Origin of the sequence: Streptomyces sp. HUAS TT7 (assembly GCF_051550175.1) — a bacterium.
GTDB lineage: Bacteria > Actinomycetota > Actinomycetes > Streptomycetales > Streptomycetaceae > Streptomyces.
Genome location: NZ_CP196175.1, coordinates 2988255 through 3002251, shown reverse-complemented (window position 1 = coordinate 3002251; position 13997 = coordinate 2988255). Strand labels below are relative to the sequence as shown.

The window sequence follows — 13997 nt, the reverse complement described above, 5'->3', positions numbered from 1 at the left end:
AGAATTCACAAGTTCACAAGTGGGGGGACTCCTAGAGTCGCATCCGGACCGGCCGTCAACAAGGGGCTGGTAGAGGTCAGTCGAGGGGCGCGTAAAAGTACGGCTCACGCCTCTCGTGAGCCCCACGCATGGCTGCCCCGGCGCGGGTTACGACTGCGCGCCGTCGCCGAGGTAGCCGAGCAGCTCCTCGTGGAGCAGGCCGTTGGAGGCCGCCGCATTGCCGCTGTGCGGGCCCGGCCGGCCGTCGAGGCCGGTGAAGACGCCCCCCGCCTCCTGCACCACGATCACGTTCGCCGCCATGTCCCACAGGGACAGCTCGGGCTCCGCGCAGAAGTCCACCGAACCCTCGGCGACCATCATGTACGGCCAGAAGTCGCCGTACGCGCGGGTGCGCCAGCACTCCCGGGTCAGGTCCAGGAAGTCGTCCAGCTTGCCCCGCTCCTCCCAGCCGCTCAGCGAGGAGTACGAGAACGAGGCGTCGGCCAGCTTGGAGACGCTGGAGACCTTCAGGCGGGTCGCCGAGGTCAGGCTGCGGCCGGTGAACGCGCCGTGGCCCTTCGCCGCCCACCAGCGCCGGTTCAGGGCGGGCGCCGAGACGACGCCGACCACCGGCTGGAAGCCGTGCTCGCCCGCCTCCATCAGCGAGATCAGGGTCGCCCACACCGGCACGCCCCGGACGTAGTTCTTGGTGCCGTCGATCGGGTCGACCACCCAGCGGCGCGGGCCCGTGCCCTCCAGGCCGTACTCCTCGCCGAGGACCGCGTCGCGCGGCCGGGCCCGCTGCAGATGACCCCGGATGACCTCCTCGGCCGCCTTGTCGGCCTCGCTCACCGGCGTCATGTCCGGCTTGGTCTCGACCTTCAGGTCGAGGGCCTTGAACCGGTCCATGGTGGCGGCGTCGGCGGCGTCCGCGAGGACGTGGGCCAGGCGCAGGTCATCGTGATAGTCGGGCATGGTCACCACCGTAGCGATCGCCCGCGGTGCGGACCACAGTGCCCGCACTCCGGACGCCCCGCGCGCCGCCCACGGCGGCTATTGACAGTCCCTCCGGGCGCGTCAACTCTGAACTCGGAGCCGCTCGCAAGGTCTCGGGGGCTCGGGAGGCGACCATGCCCACAGCGCGGGAATCCTTACTGGACGCCGCTCTCTCGGCGCTCGCGGGGCTGCCCTGGTCGGGAGTCCGGATGGTGGACGTGGCGTCCGCCGCCGGGGTCTCGCGGCAGACCCTCTACAACGAGTTCGGAAGCAAGGACGGCCTCGCCCGCGCGCTCGTGCGCCGGGAAGCCGATGTTTATCTGCGGGGCGTCGACAGAGTGCTCGCCGAACGCCCCCAAGCATCTCCGACAGGCTCCGATGCAGGGGGGACCCCCATCAGCCCCGCCGACCGCCTGGTCCACGTCGCGGAGTGGACGGTCGGCTCGGCCCGCTCCAGCGCTCTGGTGCGGGCCCTGCTCACGGGCTGCTGGAGCGAACGCCTTCCGGTGCCCTCGGTCCGTACGACTGCCTCCGTCTCGGCCGTGCCCGCCCAGCGCCGCGCCGACGCCGGGGTGCCCGGGCCCGCCGAACTCGTCGCGGCCGTACGGGACCGGGCGCTCGCCGCGCTGGAGAAGGAGGTGCCGGGCGCGGATCCGGTGGAGCTGGGGCGGTACTGCGAGACGGCGGTACGGCTCGGGCTTTCCTGCGTGGTGGCGCCGCCGGGGCGGGGCGAGGGGCACGCCGGGTACATCCGCTCGGTGCTCGCCCGGCTGCCGGTGCGCGCGGTGGGATAGCCGGAACCGATACCTGACGACTCGTCAAAATTGCTCGGGGTGTGGGTCAGTGGGCCGAGCCCGAGATCTGCAGGCCGATCACGCCCACGATGACCAGTGAGATCGACACCAGCTTGAGGGTGGAGACCACGTCGCCGAGGAAGACCATGCCGTAGATCGCGGTCCCGGCCGCCCCGATGCCCGTCCACACCGCGTACGCCGGACCCACGTCCAGCTTCTTCAGCGACAGCGTGAGGAGACCGAACGAGCCGAGCGCGAACGCGGCGAACGCGATCGTCGGCCACAGCCGGGTGAAACCGTGCGACAGCTTCAGGCAGACGGCGAAGCCCGTTTCGAGGATTCCCGCCACCACGACCAGCAGCCACGCCATGTCCACGGCCTCCCACAACGCATCGTCGTCGCTGACTGCATGGTCAACACTTGGTGCGATTATGCAACGGAGGGCATGCGGACGCCCCTGGAAACAGGTCAGTCGCCCTCGCGTCGCTCCCTCGTCGCGAGCAGTCGGCGCAACGAGTAGAGCCGGGCCGGATCGGCGTGACCGTCCGCCACCCACTGGTCCAGCGCGCACTCCGCCTCGTCGTGGCTGCACGCGCGCGGGCAGTTCTCGGTGCCCGGTACGAGATCGGGGAAGGCCAGAATCACCCTTGACGGGTCGACGTGGTGCAGGCCGAAGGACCGTACGCCCGGGGTGTCGATGACCCAGCCGCCGTCCGCGCTGTCCAGGGGCAGCGCGAGCGCCGAGGTGGTGGTGTGGCGGCCGCGCCCGGTGACCGCGTTCACATGGCCGGTGATACGCCGCTGGGCCTCCGGGACCAGCGCGTTGACCAGGGTCGTCTTGCCGACGCCGGAGTGGCCGACGAACGCGGTGACCCGGCCGTGCAGTTGCTCGCGCACCCGGTCCGCCGCGTCGCCCTCGTACAGCTCCTCGCGCGAGGTCACCACGTGGGGGACGCCCAACGCGCCGTACATCTCCAGGAGTTCGTCCGCCGGGGCCAGGTCCGACTTCGTCAGGACCAGGAGCGGTTCCAGGCCACCGTCGTACGCCGCCACCAGGCAGCGGTCGATGAGGCGGGGCCGCGGCTCGGGGTCGGCGAGCGCGGTGACGATGGCGAGCTGGTCGGCGTTGGCGACGACGACGCGCTCGTACGGGTCGTCGTCGTCGGCGGTGCGCCGCAGGACCGAGCTGCGCTTGCCGATCCGTACGATCCGCGCGAGCGTGTCCTTCTTGCCGGACAGGTCGCCGACGATGTCGACCCGGTCGCCCACCACGGCCGCCTTGCGGCCCAGTTCGCGGGCCTTCATCGCGGTGATCCGGCGGTCGTCCACCAGGCAGGTCAACCGGCCGCGGTCCACGGTCAGGACCATGCCCTCGGCGGCGTCCTCGTGCTTGGGGCGGATGCTGGTGCGGGGGCGGTTGCCCTTGGGGTTGGGGCGGACGCGGATGTCGTCCTCGTCGGGGTTCTTGCCGTAGCGGCGCATGATCCTAAGCCCCGCTCAGCTTCCGGACCCTGCCAGCATCGAACTCCACATGTCCGGGAAGTCGGGCAGCGTCTTGGCCGTCGTCGCCACGTTCTCGATCTGCACGCCGTCCACGGCGAGGCCGATGATCGCGCCGGCGGTGGCCATCCGGTGGTCGTCGTAGGTGTGGAAGACGCCGCCGTGCAGCGGGCGCGGGCGGATGTGCAGGCCGTCCTCGGTCTCCGTCACGTCGCCGCCGAGCTCGTTGATCTCCTTGGTGAGCGCGGCCAGGCGGTCCGTCTCGTGCAGCCGCAGGTGCGCGACGCCGCGCAGCGTGGACGGGGAGTCGGCGAGCGCCGCGACGGCCGCGATGCCGGGGGTCAGCTCGCCGACCTCGCTCAGGTCCACGTCGATGCCGTGGATGCGGCCGGAACCGTTGAACACGAGCCCGCGGTCGGCCAGTTGGCAGGTGCCGCCCATCTCCGTGAAGATCTGGCGCAGCTGGTCGCCGGGCTGGGTGGTGCGCACCGGCCAGTCGGGGATGACGACCGTGCCGCCCGTGATGAGGGCCGCCGCCAGGAACGGCTGGGCGTTGGACAGGTCCGGCTCGACGGTCAGGTCGCGGCCGAGCAGCGCCGAGTGCGAGACCCGCCACACGTTCGGCTCGCCGCCCGTCTCCGGCTCGTCGACCTGGGCGCCCACGCAGCGCAGCATGTCGACCGTCATCCGGATGTGCGGCATGGAGGGCAGCGTGGAGCCCACGTGCCGGACCTCGACGCCCTGGTTGAAGCGGGGTGCGGAGAGCAGCAGGGCCGAGACGAACTGGGAGCTGGAGGAGGCGTCGATCTCCACCCGGCCGCCTTCGAGGGCGCCCACGCCGTGCACGGTCATCGGGAGCGCGCCGCGGTTGTCGTCGTCGATGCGGGCGCCGAGCGCGCGCAGGCCCTCGATCACGCCGCCGAGCGGGCGCTCGTAGGAGCGCGGGTCGCCGTCGAAGCGGACCGGGCCGTCGGCAAGGGCCGCGACCGGGGGCAGGAAGCGCATGACCGTACCGGCATTGCCGACGTCGACCGTGGCCGGGCCGTGCAGACCGGCCGGGATCACGCGCCAGGCCTCGCCCGATCCGTCGGGCCCCACGCCCTCCTCGATGCCGACGCCCAGGGTGCGCAGGGCCTCCGCCATCAGCAGGGTGTCGCGCGAGCGCAGGGGGCGGCGCAGCCAGCCGGGCTCGGCGGCAAGGGCCGCCAGGACGAGCCCGCGATTGGTGACCGATTTCGATCCGGGCACGGTGACGGTCGCATCGACGGCTCCGCTCGCGAGGGGGGCGGGCCAGAGGGCGGGGTGCACGGGCGTTTCGGTCATGGTCCTCACTTTAGTGGGGCCGCCAGCTAGAGACCGAGCAGCCAGCGGCCACCGCCGATCAGGGAGCAGACAGAAACGGCGTGGAAGAGGAAGAGCCAGAGCGCCGGTGGTACGTGGGTGAGCCGCGCGAGCTGGTCGGCGTCCGAGTCACCGTCGTTGTGGCGGCGGCGCTTGCTCTGCAGCTCGAACGCCGGGCGTACGCCGCCGAGCAGCAGGAACCACACGGCCGTGTACGCGAACGCCGACTGGACGTCCGGGCTGGTCAGCCAGGAGATGAGCAGGAAGGCGGCCCCGGTCACCACGACTGTGAGGACGCCGTACGCGTTGCGGATCATCACCAGCATGGCGACAAGAAGGGCCGTGGCCAGCCACAGGAACAGCGTGACGTGGTGGGCGGCGAGCAGCGCGGCCCCGCCGAGCCCGAGCAGCGGGGGAGCGGTGTATCCGGCGGCGGCCGTGAGGATCATGCCGGGGCCGTGCGGCTTGCCCCGGCTCACCGTCAGGCCGCTGGTGTCGGAGTGCAGCCGGATGCCGTCGAGGCGGCGGCCGGTGAGCAGCGCGACCAGGCCGTGGCCGCCCTCGTGGGCGATGGTGATGGCGTTGCGGGACACGCGCCAGAGGCTGTGCGGGACGACGACGGCGAGTGCGGCTATGCCCGTCGCGACGACCAGCCACTGGGCTGGCGCGCTCTGGGTGCCGAAGAGCTGGAAGTCTTCAAGCGCGGACATTTCTGGGACGGCTCCTCATGGGGTACGGGCGCCGTGGCAGTGTGGCACCTATGTGCGGTAGGTATCTAAAAGGCCGACCTAACATGACTTCCCTGTGAAGCCAAACATGCAGGTCAGAGAGCTAGGGCCCCGGATCATTCCGGGGCCTTTCTCGTACCCGTGCTGGTTCCGTGCTGGGTCCACTGGAGTCCGTTTCGGACCGTTTGTGGGCACTGCGCTGGCGTGGTGCTGAGTAGGACGCTCAGTCCCGACAGGCGGGTTCCAGAGCCGGTTTATGCGACTACGCAAATATTGGCGATGCCGCATAGACGCCCGAGGCGCACCCTCGTACGGTCGTGGGCAGCAATCCGCAAGGGGTTGCCGTAGAGGGGGTTCACCATGGCACGTGAGGACCTGACCCGACTTACCGGCGTCGCTGGAGACCCGCCCTGCAAGTCGGACGACTGCCCCAACGTCTATCGCACTGCGTCTGGCTCGATCGTCGTCCAGGGCGACGTGTCCGATGCCTTCCAGCCCCCGGCTGGGGAAGGGCTCGTAGAGATCCCGGAAGCGGTGCTCAGGGAGGCTGTCCGTGCTCTTGGATGGTGAGGCGTGGAGGGCCAGGACGCGAGGCTTCCAGCGAGAAGCCTGGCGTCTTGAGACCCTGCCGACGTATCGCGTCCCGCAGGAAGAAGAAGAGATTCGGGAATTCCTGGCAGGCGAGCGAATCGACCCGCACGCCTACGCCTCCGAATACACCGAGGACCTCAAGAGGGTGCGGCGAGAGGGAAAGGTTAAAGGCAGGGTTCATGTCGTGACCCGGCCCCTCTCTGACTACCTTCGCTATGAGTTCATGTACTACCTGCCTCACGTATGGGCGGGGGAGGACATTCGAATTCTAGACGTCACGGGTCGGCTCAACCCTCTCGAAAGCGTTCAAGATTTCTGGATGTTCGACAGGTCGGAAGTCGTGCTCATGAACTATGGGTCGGATGGCAGTCAGATCAGCCGAGAAGTGTACGAGGGTGATCCGGCGCCATTCATCGAGTACCAGAGAATCGCTCTTACGGAAGCGGTGCCCTTTGAGGAGTATGTGAAGGGCATTGACGTTTGATCCTGAAGAGCTGGGTCAGTCAGGTGCGGACCTAGCAGAGACGCTCAAAGCACTGCGAAAGCGAGCCGGGCAAACTCAAACCTGGCTCGCTAAGCGCTGCAACATGTCTCAGACCAGAATCAGTAACATCGAAAGCGGGAAGCTCACACCGACCATTGTTGATGTTGAGCTGATCCTGCGGACGCTGGGTGCGCCACAGCAGACTGTCAGGGAAGTTCTGGCACTGGCCAGGACCGCCAACACGGAGTGGCAAGACAATTGGGCTTCCCGTCGAAGGGGTCTGGAGAAGAAGCAGGCCGAGCTAGCGGGTCTCGAATCGTCCTCGACTGAGTTCCGGTTCTTCCTGCTATCAATGGTTACCGGCCTGCTGGCCACGCCGGAATACGTGCGTGCCAGCCTGGCTGGAAGTCCAGGAGATCAGAGTAGGACTGTTGCGAAGAAGCTAGAACGTCAGAGCGTGCTCTACGACGACTCCAAGATGTTCACATTCATTCTGACCGAGCAGGCTTGCCGGTCACGCTTCCTTGCGCCGGTGGCAATGGCAATGCAGCTCGACCGACTCGTGTCATTGACTCGCTTGCCGAACGTGCGAATCGGTGTGATTCCACTGTCCAGCCCCATGCCGGAAATCCCGCTCAATACGTTTACGATCTACGACCGGCGAATAGCCACCGTGGAAACCTCGACGGGCGTTTTGGTGTTTCGGGACCATCGCGACGTATCCGCGTATCTCGATGAGTTTGAGACGTACAAGGGGTTCGCGCTGTTCGGGGAGCAGTCAAGAGAGTGCCTGTCTGAGTGGTCCATGATCTTTACCCGACAACACTAATAAGTGTCGGGTCACGTCGTCTTCAGACCGACACTGGTCGGGTATCTAAAGACGTCGCCGAGGGGAAGTCATGACCAATCCGACCAAGTACCCGCAACCGCCGGTAGAGCTGGCCGGGGCGGTCGAGGCATATCTGTACGACTGCGAGCCTGACAGCAACTGCGGAGTGTGTACGGCTCTTGCGAGGGAGCTGGACGAGGCACGGGCGGCAAAGGACTGGAGCAGGGCGTATGACGCTGCCGCAGAGGTCCGTAACCACCCGAGGCACGACACAAAGCCCACTGATGCCGACTGCGTGAAGGCAGGCACCCGGTCATGAAGATGCAGGAGTGGCGCGGGAGTTGGGACAGAGCCAACGACGCCACAGAAGCGCTCAAGGAAGCGTTACAGACTGTGGGTGCCACAGAGGGGCAGGCAAACCGTCTCCGGCCGCTCGTGAGCGGCAGAGGGACACCGTGGGTCGATGTCGGTATGGTCCCTGCACACCTGGCGGAGAGACTCGCCGAAGTGCTCCGTGCAGAGGCCAACTGTCGACGATGACATACCCCAGATACCACCATGCGGTATGCCTGGGCACTGTCACCCCGGCTGGCAGGAGAAGGCCGAGAAGGAAGCCGGGGAACGCGCATTCGCTCCGGCCGCGCTCCTGGTGCTCGTTGTAGCGGCCCTCGTGGTGGTCGCTTTCTGGGGTCTCGTCATGTGGGTGTCCCACGCCGTCGCTGACATGATCGGCGCCTGACACTCCCGCTCTTTCCATGGTCGCGGCGGCGCGACGTGGCCGGAGCGGGCTCTAAACCCCCGTCCGGACAACCGCGAGTAGGGACAGGCCGTGTCCCGATTGAGTTGACGTGCTCAGACTCCCGGCCCGGCCCGCCCCTTAACTGGGGTGCCGCTCCACCGCTCGGAGCGGTGAGGGAAAACCCCGCTAGGTGTCCCCCGATGCCTGGCGGGGCCAACCACCATGCTCACGCCGACTCGCATCATGGCCGTTGCACCACTCAGGCGGCCTGGCCGTGTCCCCGTCGGTCTAGGCTTAACTCCGCTTCACAGCAACCCCGTTCGCCTGTCTCCCATCCGTGGCAGGCGAACGGGGCATTCCTCATGCGCTGAGCCCGGACAGAGACGCTCGGCGTTCCGGGGAACCCTGTTCCCCCTCGGGCACGCGTTCGGCCGTCTGAGGCCGATCTACGGCCTGACTGGCCGGTGCCATGTTGAGCGGCACATACAGTTCGTCGCCGCCGCCCATAGGCGGCAAGTCCTCAAGAATGCGTGCCTCGTTCGGAGTCATGATCCCGGCGCTAAGCGCCGTCCGGTAAGCCTCGTAACGCTCCTGAGTGGACGTACGCAACTTGGCGTCAGCATTGAACCTGAACCGCTGCCCACGGGGCAGCAAGGATTTAGTAACGGCAGCCTCTACAAGGTCCATCCACGGCCTTAGCGTGTCCTCAATGAACGACCGGCGTTGCTCAGCGACACCGCTACCCCAAGAGCTATTGACCTTCGGGTCAAGCATGTAAGCAGGGACACCAAACAGGTTGGCTATCTCGCGGTTCTGATGCTCCCTGGTTTCGAGATACTGGGAAGACTGTTGGTCTCCCGTGGTCGGCTTAAACTCGGCTCCGCCGGTAAGCACGCCGATAGCGTGCGCCTTATGAAGCCCCTGATGCTTCTTAGTGAAACCGTCCTTAAGTATCCGCGACTCTTCCGGCGTCGGCGTACCAGGGTGAGAGATGACGCCCGAATACATGGCGCCATCCTTAAAGAACCTTGCGCCGAACTCTTCAGCAGCCAAAGCGAGCCCGATAGCTTCACGGGCCCGCATGAGGCGCGGTACCCCTTCCAGATTTCCAGGCTTAGGGCTATCAGCGACATGCAGGATGTCAGCGGGCCCGTATTCGTGCCCGTCATACCGAAACACTGGACGTGTCTTATCTTCCGACCACTCCACCTGACACATAGCAGGCTCAAGAACGTAGAGGGCCGTGACGCTTCCAGCTTGGTTACGGATGATGCGGGCAAACGCGTTGCCGTGAATGAGCAGACAGTGGACGAACTCTCGCCAAAAAGCCGTCTTACTCTTCACTGGGTTAGGAGACTCTGCCCAAAGAGGAGTCTTAACCGGCTCTGCAATATCGCCAATCTGGCGAGTGATATCTATCGGCAGTGACGAGATGTTGTCAGCGATGATGTTTACGCATCGTTGTACGGCAGGAAGCTGCAACGCTTTTTCAGGCGTTACCACGACACCGCTATGAGACTGATGCGCCGCAAACGCATCCAACCCAGCCTCAATATTCTCCTGAACCTCTTTCTTTCTTCGGAACCACATAGAAACACCTCCTCTCAGAAGGAAAGGGCCGCCCCGCTCAGGGGGGCGGCCCTTGGGCTTACTTACCGGCAATGACCTTGACGGCCTTAGTGTCCGTGATGGCGACACCTGCGAAACGGCCGGACACGTGGACGGTCGTAATCTCCTTGGCTCGGTCGGTCCACGGGTCGATAACAATCGACAGGTCACGCCGCAGCCCCACATTTACAGCTGACATGTCAATAATGCCGACCTGCTTAGCAGGTACATGAGAGGAAACGTAGAGAGGCACACCAAACAGGGAGCCAGCCATCGGGCCCTGAGCGGTCGGGTCGATGATGTACCGCTTCTGCTCATCCTTCTCCCCGGAAATAGCCTTGAACACGTCCGGGGCAATGAACAGGGCAGACGGGTTACCGTCGTCTGCAATCATGTCGAAGATGCCAGTGCGGATATCCTCAATGGTGACAGCGGATGTGATAGGTGCCGGGGTGGCAAGCTTAAAGATTCCCTTGGGGGTCTTAATATCACCGTCACCGTTAAGGAACGCCTTATCCAGCTTGCGGGACAGATCCTTAATCACCTTGTTGGTAACCTCTGCCTGGACATCTACCGAGGAATCCTCGGAGACTTCCTGTGTATAGCCCACGCGGCTACCCAGCTTCTTAGCCTTAAGTTCCAGGGTAGAAAGGCCGGACTCTTCCGAGGCGATAAGCTCACCCTCGTTGTACCAGTCGCCAAACTCGCCGTCGCCCCACACCGGCACATTCAGTACACCCGACTTCATCGGCTTATTATTCTCGGCCGGAAGCGCATTCATAAAGACACTCTTAGCCTTCAGCTTCTCCAGGACAGTGCCGTAAATCTCGGCACCAACAAGCTCAGCGCCCTTACCAGTAGCCCCCTCATTCAGGGCGCGGCTAAGCCCGCCGTCGCCCGGTGCATTCGACGGCATCGCACCCGAGGCAGCCTTAACGGATGCCACCTGGTCAGCCTCCGCAGTGTCATTCTCAGTCTTCTCAATATTGTTAGTCTCGGCCATGCTTTATGTCCTTCCTAGGGATAAAAAATGAGCCGTCCGGCCGGCGGCTCAATAGCAGTATTCAGTTAGCGTCAATAGTCATAGAGTGCTCTCGGTAAGGGAGCGTCCGGTTCCATGTCAATAAACATGACCTTCGGGTTGGTTCCAGTTCGCCAGTACCGCTCACGCTGCCTTTGACGGCGAGCCTCCAGGCGGCATCCATCCCCGCAGTAACGCGGGTACTGACCCCGACTTCGGGGCTTAAGGAAGAACTGTCCGCACTGCGGGCGCTGACATTGGAGTTCGACCATGGCTGTGGTCACGATTCACCACCTCTCTTTTAGAAAATGGTTTGAGGTAAATAAAGGAACCCCAAGGGCGTTCAGCCCCTGGGGTTCCAGCATTCAGACCAAGCAAGACACTTCCTCACTTATAGATAGGTGTCCGATTGGCCATTCGCCCTATCTTCGGGCGCGTATGAAATGCATCACACTGTTAACCGTTCATGATGTCTGCCAGCGTCGGTGTTCCCTCTTCCCTCTCGCCCCAGTTATTTCGAGCTCGGGACTCCGGAGTCATGCCAAACTGCCGCGCGAGACGGCTGTAGGCCGCCTCTGCGTCCCGTAGAGCTCGCCAATAATGGTTGGATACCGGCTCACCGTTCCGGGCCCCGGACACCACCGTTCCCCGCTTCCGGATATCTGCTAGAGAAGACTGGATCACAGCCCACATCTCCGCTAGGATCACAAAGGACGGAACATCGACCGCCGACAGGCGGCCTGCGGAAGCCACAGGCTCCGCATAGCGGCCCCAAAACTCCGCAGCCAAAGGACTAAGGCCCTCCGGAATCTCCGGGGCCACACAAGGCGCCATAGGGTGACCCTGATAGGAACCCTCCAAACTCCGCACCGAATACAGGTCGCGTCGAGACGTAGCAATCCTCCTAAGAAACGCCCCCATCGGAAGCCGGTGGGGGCTACTGACATTTATCGGTAAAACACTGTTGAAATTCAGCCCGCGATAAGGGCGGAGGGTCAAGGGAATAAGGCCAGACTTTGAACCTCCCTACGGACTGGATGGGCTGCCGCCCGTCAGGGCAGGAAGGCAGCCAAGGGCGGCCGTAATCGGCCTCCTGACGGAATAGAAATACGGCCCTGCCTGATGGGTGAGCAAAGAGCTCGTAAGCGCGCACAGCGCGAGTGAGGGACGCGAGCACGCGAGGGCAGGCAGGCCAGTACCGCTGATGACCGGAAGGCAAGCGGCAGACAGCATGCGTGAGGCTGTGAGCGCCAGCGTGAGCGGCCATCAGCAGTACGGGGCAGCAAAGGGCAGGCGTGTGCCTGCCAGCCCGATAGGGCTGCCCTCAGGGGCAGCTATGCCCTATTGCCCTTTGAGCTGTTGCAGCGACGGCAAAGCACGGCGATGTTTGAGAGGGCGGATGTTCCCCCCTTGCTCAACGGAATGATGTGATCTCCAGTGAGATCCCGGGTACTCCCACACCGGGAGCACTGGGGATTAGCGGCAATAGCTTTAGCCCTGTTCATACGCCAGTCGTGACCGTAGCCACGGCTGGCACTACTGCCCTTAGTTTGTTTACTGGTATCGGCGTAGAGACGCCGTACCCCGTTCTTAACCTTGCGCCGTTGCTCGGCGCATTGATCACAGCGATAGTTAGTAGTGCGCCGCTTACATTCGGCGCATAGCTGTATTGGCAGTGTTGTGACTTCCTTTCACTAGGCCCCGATGCTTCGGGGCCGTATCGCATCAATGGCTGTATCCGTGAGGCAGTAATGCCGGAACGGCGTAGCTACTGCATCAATGAGTTCAGGGTATGAGTAGAGCCCCATTGCTGGGGCTCCAGTCTCTATTGCTGTTATAGATATATTTAGTAGCGTACCCCTGAAGGGTACGCCTAAAGAGTAGGACTACAGAGTACGGTACCTGATCTGTGGGTACCCCTCTACCCGATCGACGGGTACCCCATCTCCCCATGGCGGGTACCCCGGCACCCGTTCTAGGGAAGGTGGGTAGCCCCACCATTTCGGTGTACGGACCTTCCTTGTCGTCCTTCTTGGCGTCGGTGCATCTTCCGTGCCCGTCACTGCCGTCACATTTGACGAATGATTGCCACGCTGATTCGGGAACTGCGAGATAATAGGGTCGGACTGTCCCGTGTTCTTCGTCTGCTGCGACAAGCCAGCCCTTGTGAGCCGCCCCACGGCGGTACTTCTTTGCTGTGTCTGCCTTTGCCGACTTCAACTCGACGGCCAGAATCCTATTGGTCATTCCGTAGCCGTAACCGCCTATCTCACCTTTACTGCCATCGGTGCGCCATGTGGCGCGATCGGCGTAAGCGTGGCACGCCAGTGCCTCGCCTGAAGTCAGATTCTCTCCGTGCAATCCCAGTATCTTGCGATACAGATTGGTGTCGTGGATAAGGCGGTAAGTCTCCTCCGGTTTGGGTGACTCGCTTACAGTTCCCTTGTTTGCCAAGATTCCTCCTCATCGAATTGCGGCAAGTTCGTTGGTGGTTCTACTGCTGAGCGTCCACCCACTTATCAAGGTCGGCAGGACGAATCCTTAGTGCCTGCCCAATCTTCTTAAACGGCATATTCAACCGCGAGTGGTTGTCGTATACCCAATGCTTAGGCTTCGTCAAATAATCCGCCACATCGTCAATGGTCATCATCTTCCTGTTGGTCAAGCTCGGAGCTCCTGTCGTCGGTGGTAAGCGCTGCTGCCGCGTCGGTTGGCCTGTACAGCGGACACCAGTCAAGCATCCGCTGTCTCTGACTGCAACCAGCGACAGTGTGTGTTAGTGTCTGGTCATGACGAAGGAACTTGAGCTTCCCGGCGGCTGGCGCTTGTCGTGCAAATCCGAGTTGCCTGCTCACGTCCATGACGCCAACTGCCCTCGGCTGGCCCTGGTGTGGGAGCGGGTAGTTGACGGGTGGCGTCAGCGGCTTGTGTGTGAACTGAAGGCCTCGTGGGACGGGCCGAGTGCGGCGCACGTGGAGTTCGTTGGCGGTCCCGATGATGTGGGCGCCAGCGCCGATGGCGGCCTACCCGTAGAAGTTCTACGGGCGTTCCCTTTGCGGGAACTGAAGCGCGTGGCTCGAAGCCTGATGCCGAATGCGCGCGAGTACTTCGGAATGGGTGAACAGCCCTACCCCGTACCCGCGTCATGCCGTACAGAGCTGGATTACGCTCTCGTGGCGGCCGAGTTTGCGCGGCTTGCATCCGTTGGAAATCGCAACCCAATCATGGTTATTTCCGAGCGCCTTGGTGTGGGGCGGACCACGATCTCAGAGCGCGTCAGACGCGCTCGCAAGTTGGGATTGCTGGAAGGTGACAAGGCCAGTGCGGCGGCTCAGGCCATCATTCGTCAACTCATGGAAGAGGACGACAGGGAAGGTAAGTAACGCT

The 13997-nt window shown here is 63.9% G+C and carries 17 protein-coding genes; 7 read left to right on the top strand and 10 right to left on the bottom strand.

Going from position 1 to position 13997, the window contains the following annotated elements:
* Nucleotides 1-147: 147 nt before the first annotated feature.
* Nucleotides 148-954, bottom strand: coding sequence for a histidinol-phosphatase (hisN, locus tag ACSHXC_RS13320; RefSeq protein ID WP_438291791.1), 807 nt, complete (start codon nt 952-954; stop codon nt 148-150).
* Nucleotides 955-1109: 155 nt separating this feature from the next.
* Between hisN and ACSHXC_RS13315 the strand changes: the two genes are divergently transcribed.
* Nucleotides 1110-1769 (top strand): TetR/AcrR family transcriptional regulator, encoded by a 660-nt coding sequence (locus ACSHXC_RS13315; protein WP_438291790.1) that lies wholly within the window; start codon nt 1110-1112, stop codon nt 1767-1769.
* A 46-nt stretch (nt 1770-1815) separates the two neighbouring features.
* On the opposite strand, the gene ACSHXC_RS13310 is transcribed toward ACSHXC_RS13315, so the two are convergent.
* The 4 genes from ACSHXC_RS13310 to ACSHXC_RS13295 all read right to left on the bottom strand — a co-directional run bounded on the left by ACSHXC_RS13310 (nt 1816) and on the right by ACSHXC_RS13295 (nt 5320).
* Nucleotides 1816-2139 (bottom strand): DMT family transporter, encoded by a 324-nt coding sequence (locus ACSHXC_RS13310; RefSeq protein WP_114038981.1) that lies wholly within the window; start codon nt 2137-2139, stop codon nt 1816-1818.
* Nucleotides 2140-2237: 98 nt separating this feature from the next.
* Nucleotides 2238-3251 carry a ribosome small subunit-dependent GTPase A gene (rsgA, locus tag ACSHXC_RS13305; RefSeq protein ID WP_399483910.1) on the bottom strand — a complete coding sequence of 338 codons (1014 nt, stop codon included), beginning with the start codon at nt 3249-3251 and terminating at the stop codon, nt 2238-2240.
* 15 nt (nt 3252-3266) lie between these two features.
* A complete protein-coding gene (aroA, locus tag ACSHXC_RS13300) occupies nt 3267-4592 on the bottom strand; it encodes a 3-phosphoshikimate 1-carboxyvinyltransferase (protein ID WP_438291788.1) in 1326 nt (441 codons plus the stop codon).
* 26 nt (nt 4593-4618) lie between these two features.
* Entirely contained in the window at nt 4619-5320 is a 702-nt protein-coding gene (locus ACSHXC_RS13295) for a M50 family metallopeptidase (protein ID WP_438291786.1), read from the bottom strand.
* Between the two features lie 378 nt (nt 5321-5698).
* On the opposite strand from ACSHXC_RS13295, the gene ACSHXC_RS13290 reads away from it, so the two are divergent.
* The 5 genes from ACSHXC_RS13290 (at nt 5699) to ACSHXC_RS13270 (ending at nt 7981) form a co-directional block, all read left to right on the top strand.
* Nucleotides 5699-5908 (top strand): hypothetical protein, encoded by a 210-nt coding sequence (locus ACSHXC_RS13290; RefSeq protein WP_438291785.1) that lies wholly within the window; start codon nt 5699-5701, stop codon nt 5906-5908.
* Nucleotides 5892-6413: a DUF6879 family protein gene (locus ACSHXC_RS13285; protein WP_438291784.1), complete on the top strand. Its 522-nt coding sequence runs from the start codon at nt 5892-5894 to the stop codon at nt 6411-6413. The genes ACSHXC_RS13290 and ACSHXC_RS13285 overlap by 17 nt, the downstream gene beginning before the upstream one ends.
* On the top strand, nt 6403-7242 hold the full coding sequence (locus tag ACSHXC_RS13280; protein WP_438291783.1) for a helix-turn-helix domain-containing protein: 840 nt from the start codon (nt 6403-6405) through the stop codon (nt 7240-7242). Before ACSHXC_RS13285 ends, ACSHXC_RS13280 begins: the two co-directional genes overlap by 11 nt.
* Before the next feature lie 70 nt (nt 7243-7312).
* Nucleotides 7313-7561: a hypothetical protein gene (locus ACSHXC_RS13275; RefSeq protein ID WP_438291782.1), complete on the top strand. Its 249-nt coding sequence runs from the start codon at nt 7313-7315 to the stop codon at nt 7559-7561.
* 246 nt (nt 7562-7807) lie between these two features.
* Nucleotides 7808-7981: a hypothetical protein gene (locus tag ACSHXC_RS13270; RefSeq protein WP_438291781.1), complete on the top strand. Its 174-nt coding sequence runs from the start codon at nt 7808-7810 to the stop codon at nt 7979-7981.
* Between the two features lie 360 nt (nt 7982-8341).
* Here the strand turns inward: ACSHXC_RS13270 and ACSHXC_RS13265 are convergent, their stop codons facing one another.
* The 5 genes from ACSHXC_RS13265 to ACSHXC_RS13245 all read right to left on the bottom strand — a co-directional run bounded on the left by ACSHXC_RS13265 (nt 8342) and on the right by ACSHXC_RS13245 (nt 13275).
* On the bottom strand, nt 8342-9571 hold the full coding sequence (locus ACSHXC_RS13265) for a phage portal protein (RefSeq protein ID WP_438291780.1): 1230 nt from the start codon (nt 9569-9571) through the stop codon (nt 8342-8344).
* A 58-nt stretch (nt 9572-9629) separates the two neighbouring features.
* Entirely contained in the window at nt 9630-10592 is a 963-nt protein-coding gene (locus tag ACSHXC_RS13260; protein WP_438291779.1) for a phage major capsid protein, read from the bottom strand.
* Between the two features lie 474 nt (nt 10593-11066).
* Nucleotides 11067-11444, bottom strand: a complete 378-nt coding sequence (locus ACSHXC_RS13255; RefSeq protein WP_438291778.1) for a P27 family phage terminase small subunit — start codon at nt 11442-11444, stop codon at nt 11067-11069.
* Nucleotides 11445-11944: 500 nt separating this feature from the next.
* On the bottom strand, nt 11945-12115 hold the full coding sequence (locus tag ACSHXC_RS13250; protein WP_438291776.1) for an HNH endonuclease: 171 nt from the start codon (nt 12113-12115) through the stop codon (nt 11945-11947).
* 989 nt (nt 12116-13104) lie between these two features.
* Nucleotides 13105-13275 carry a helix-turn-helix domain-containing protein gene (locus ACSHXC_RS13245; protein WP_438291774.1) on the bottom strand — a complete coding sequence of 57 codons (171 nt, stop codon included), beginning with the start codon at nt 13273-13275 and terminating at the stop codon, nt 13105-13107.
* A gap of 124 nt (nt 13276-13399) precedes the next feature.
* Here ACSHXC_RS13245 and ACSHXC_RS13240 point away from each other — a divergent pair, with 124 nt between their 5' ends.
* Nucleotides 13400-13993: a hypothetical protein gene (locus ACSHXC_RS13240; protein ID WP_438291773.1), complete on the top strand. Its 594-nt coding sequence runs from the start codon at nt 13400-13402 to the stop codon at nt 13991-13993.
* Nucleotides 13994-13997 lie beyond the last annotated feature (4 nt).

Bases quoted from the DNA above. Each gene is read 5' to 3' on its own strand.
- ACSHXC_RS13315 (WP_438291790.1), top strand. From the start codon at position 1,110: ATGCCCACAGCGCGGGAATCCTTACTGGACGCCGCTCTCTCGGCGCTC.
- rsgA (WP_399483910.1), bottom strand. From the start codon at position 3,251: ATGCGCCGCTACGGCAAGAACCCCGACGAGGACGACATCCGCGTCCGC.
- ACSHXC_RS13275 (WP_438291782.1), top strand. From the start codon at position 7,313: ATGACCAATCCGACCAAGTACCCGCAACCGCCGGTAGAGCTGGCCGGG.
- aroA (WP_438291788.1), bottom strand. From the start codon at position 4,592: ATGACCGAAACGCCCGTGCACCCCGCCCTCTGGCCCGCCCCCCTCGCG.
- ACSHXC_RS13250 (WP_438291776.1), bottom strand. From the start codon at position 12,115: ATGAACAGGGCTAAAGCTATTGCCGCTAATCCCCAGTGCTCCCGGTGT.
- ACSHXC_RS13270 (WP_438291781.1), top strand. From the start codon at position 7,808: ATGCCTGGGCACTGTCACCCCGGCTGGCAGGAGAAGGCCGAGAAGGAA.
- ACSHXC_RS13310 (WP_114038981.1), bottom strand. From the start codon at position 2,139: ATGGCGTGGCTGCTGGTCGTGGTGGCGGGAATCCTCGAAACGGGCTTC.
- ACSHXC_RS13260 (WP_438291779.1), bottom strand. From the start codon at position 10,592: ATGGCCGAGACTAACAATATTGAGAAGACTGAGAATGACACTGCGGAG.
- ACSHXC_RS13255 (WP_438291778.1), bottom strand. From the start codon at position 11,444: ATGGCGCCTTGTGTGGCCCCGGAGATTCCGGAGGGCCTTAGTCCTTTG.
- ACSHXC_RS13240 (WP_438291773.1), top strand. From the start codon at position 13,400: ATGACGAAGGAACTTGAGCTTCCCGGCGGCTGGCGCTTGTCGTGCAAA.
- ACSHXC_RS13295 (WP_438291786.1), bottom strand. From the start codon at position 5,320: ATGTCCGCGCTTGAAGACTTCCAGCTCTTCGGCACCCAGAGCGCGCCA.
- ACSHXC_RS13290 (WP_438291785.1), top strand. From the start codon at position 5,699: ATGGCACGTGAGGACCTGACCCGACTTACCGGCGTCGCTGGAGACCCG.
- ACSHXC_RS13265 (WP_438291780.1), bottom strand. From the start codon at position 9,571: ATGTGGTTCCGAAGAAAGAAAGAGGTTCAGGAGAATATTGAGGCTGGG.
- hisN (WP_438291791.1), bottom strand. From the start codon at position 954: ATGCCCGACTATCACGATGACCTGCGCCTGGCCCACGTCCTCGCGGAC.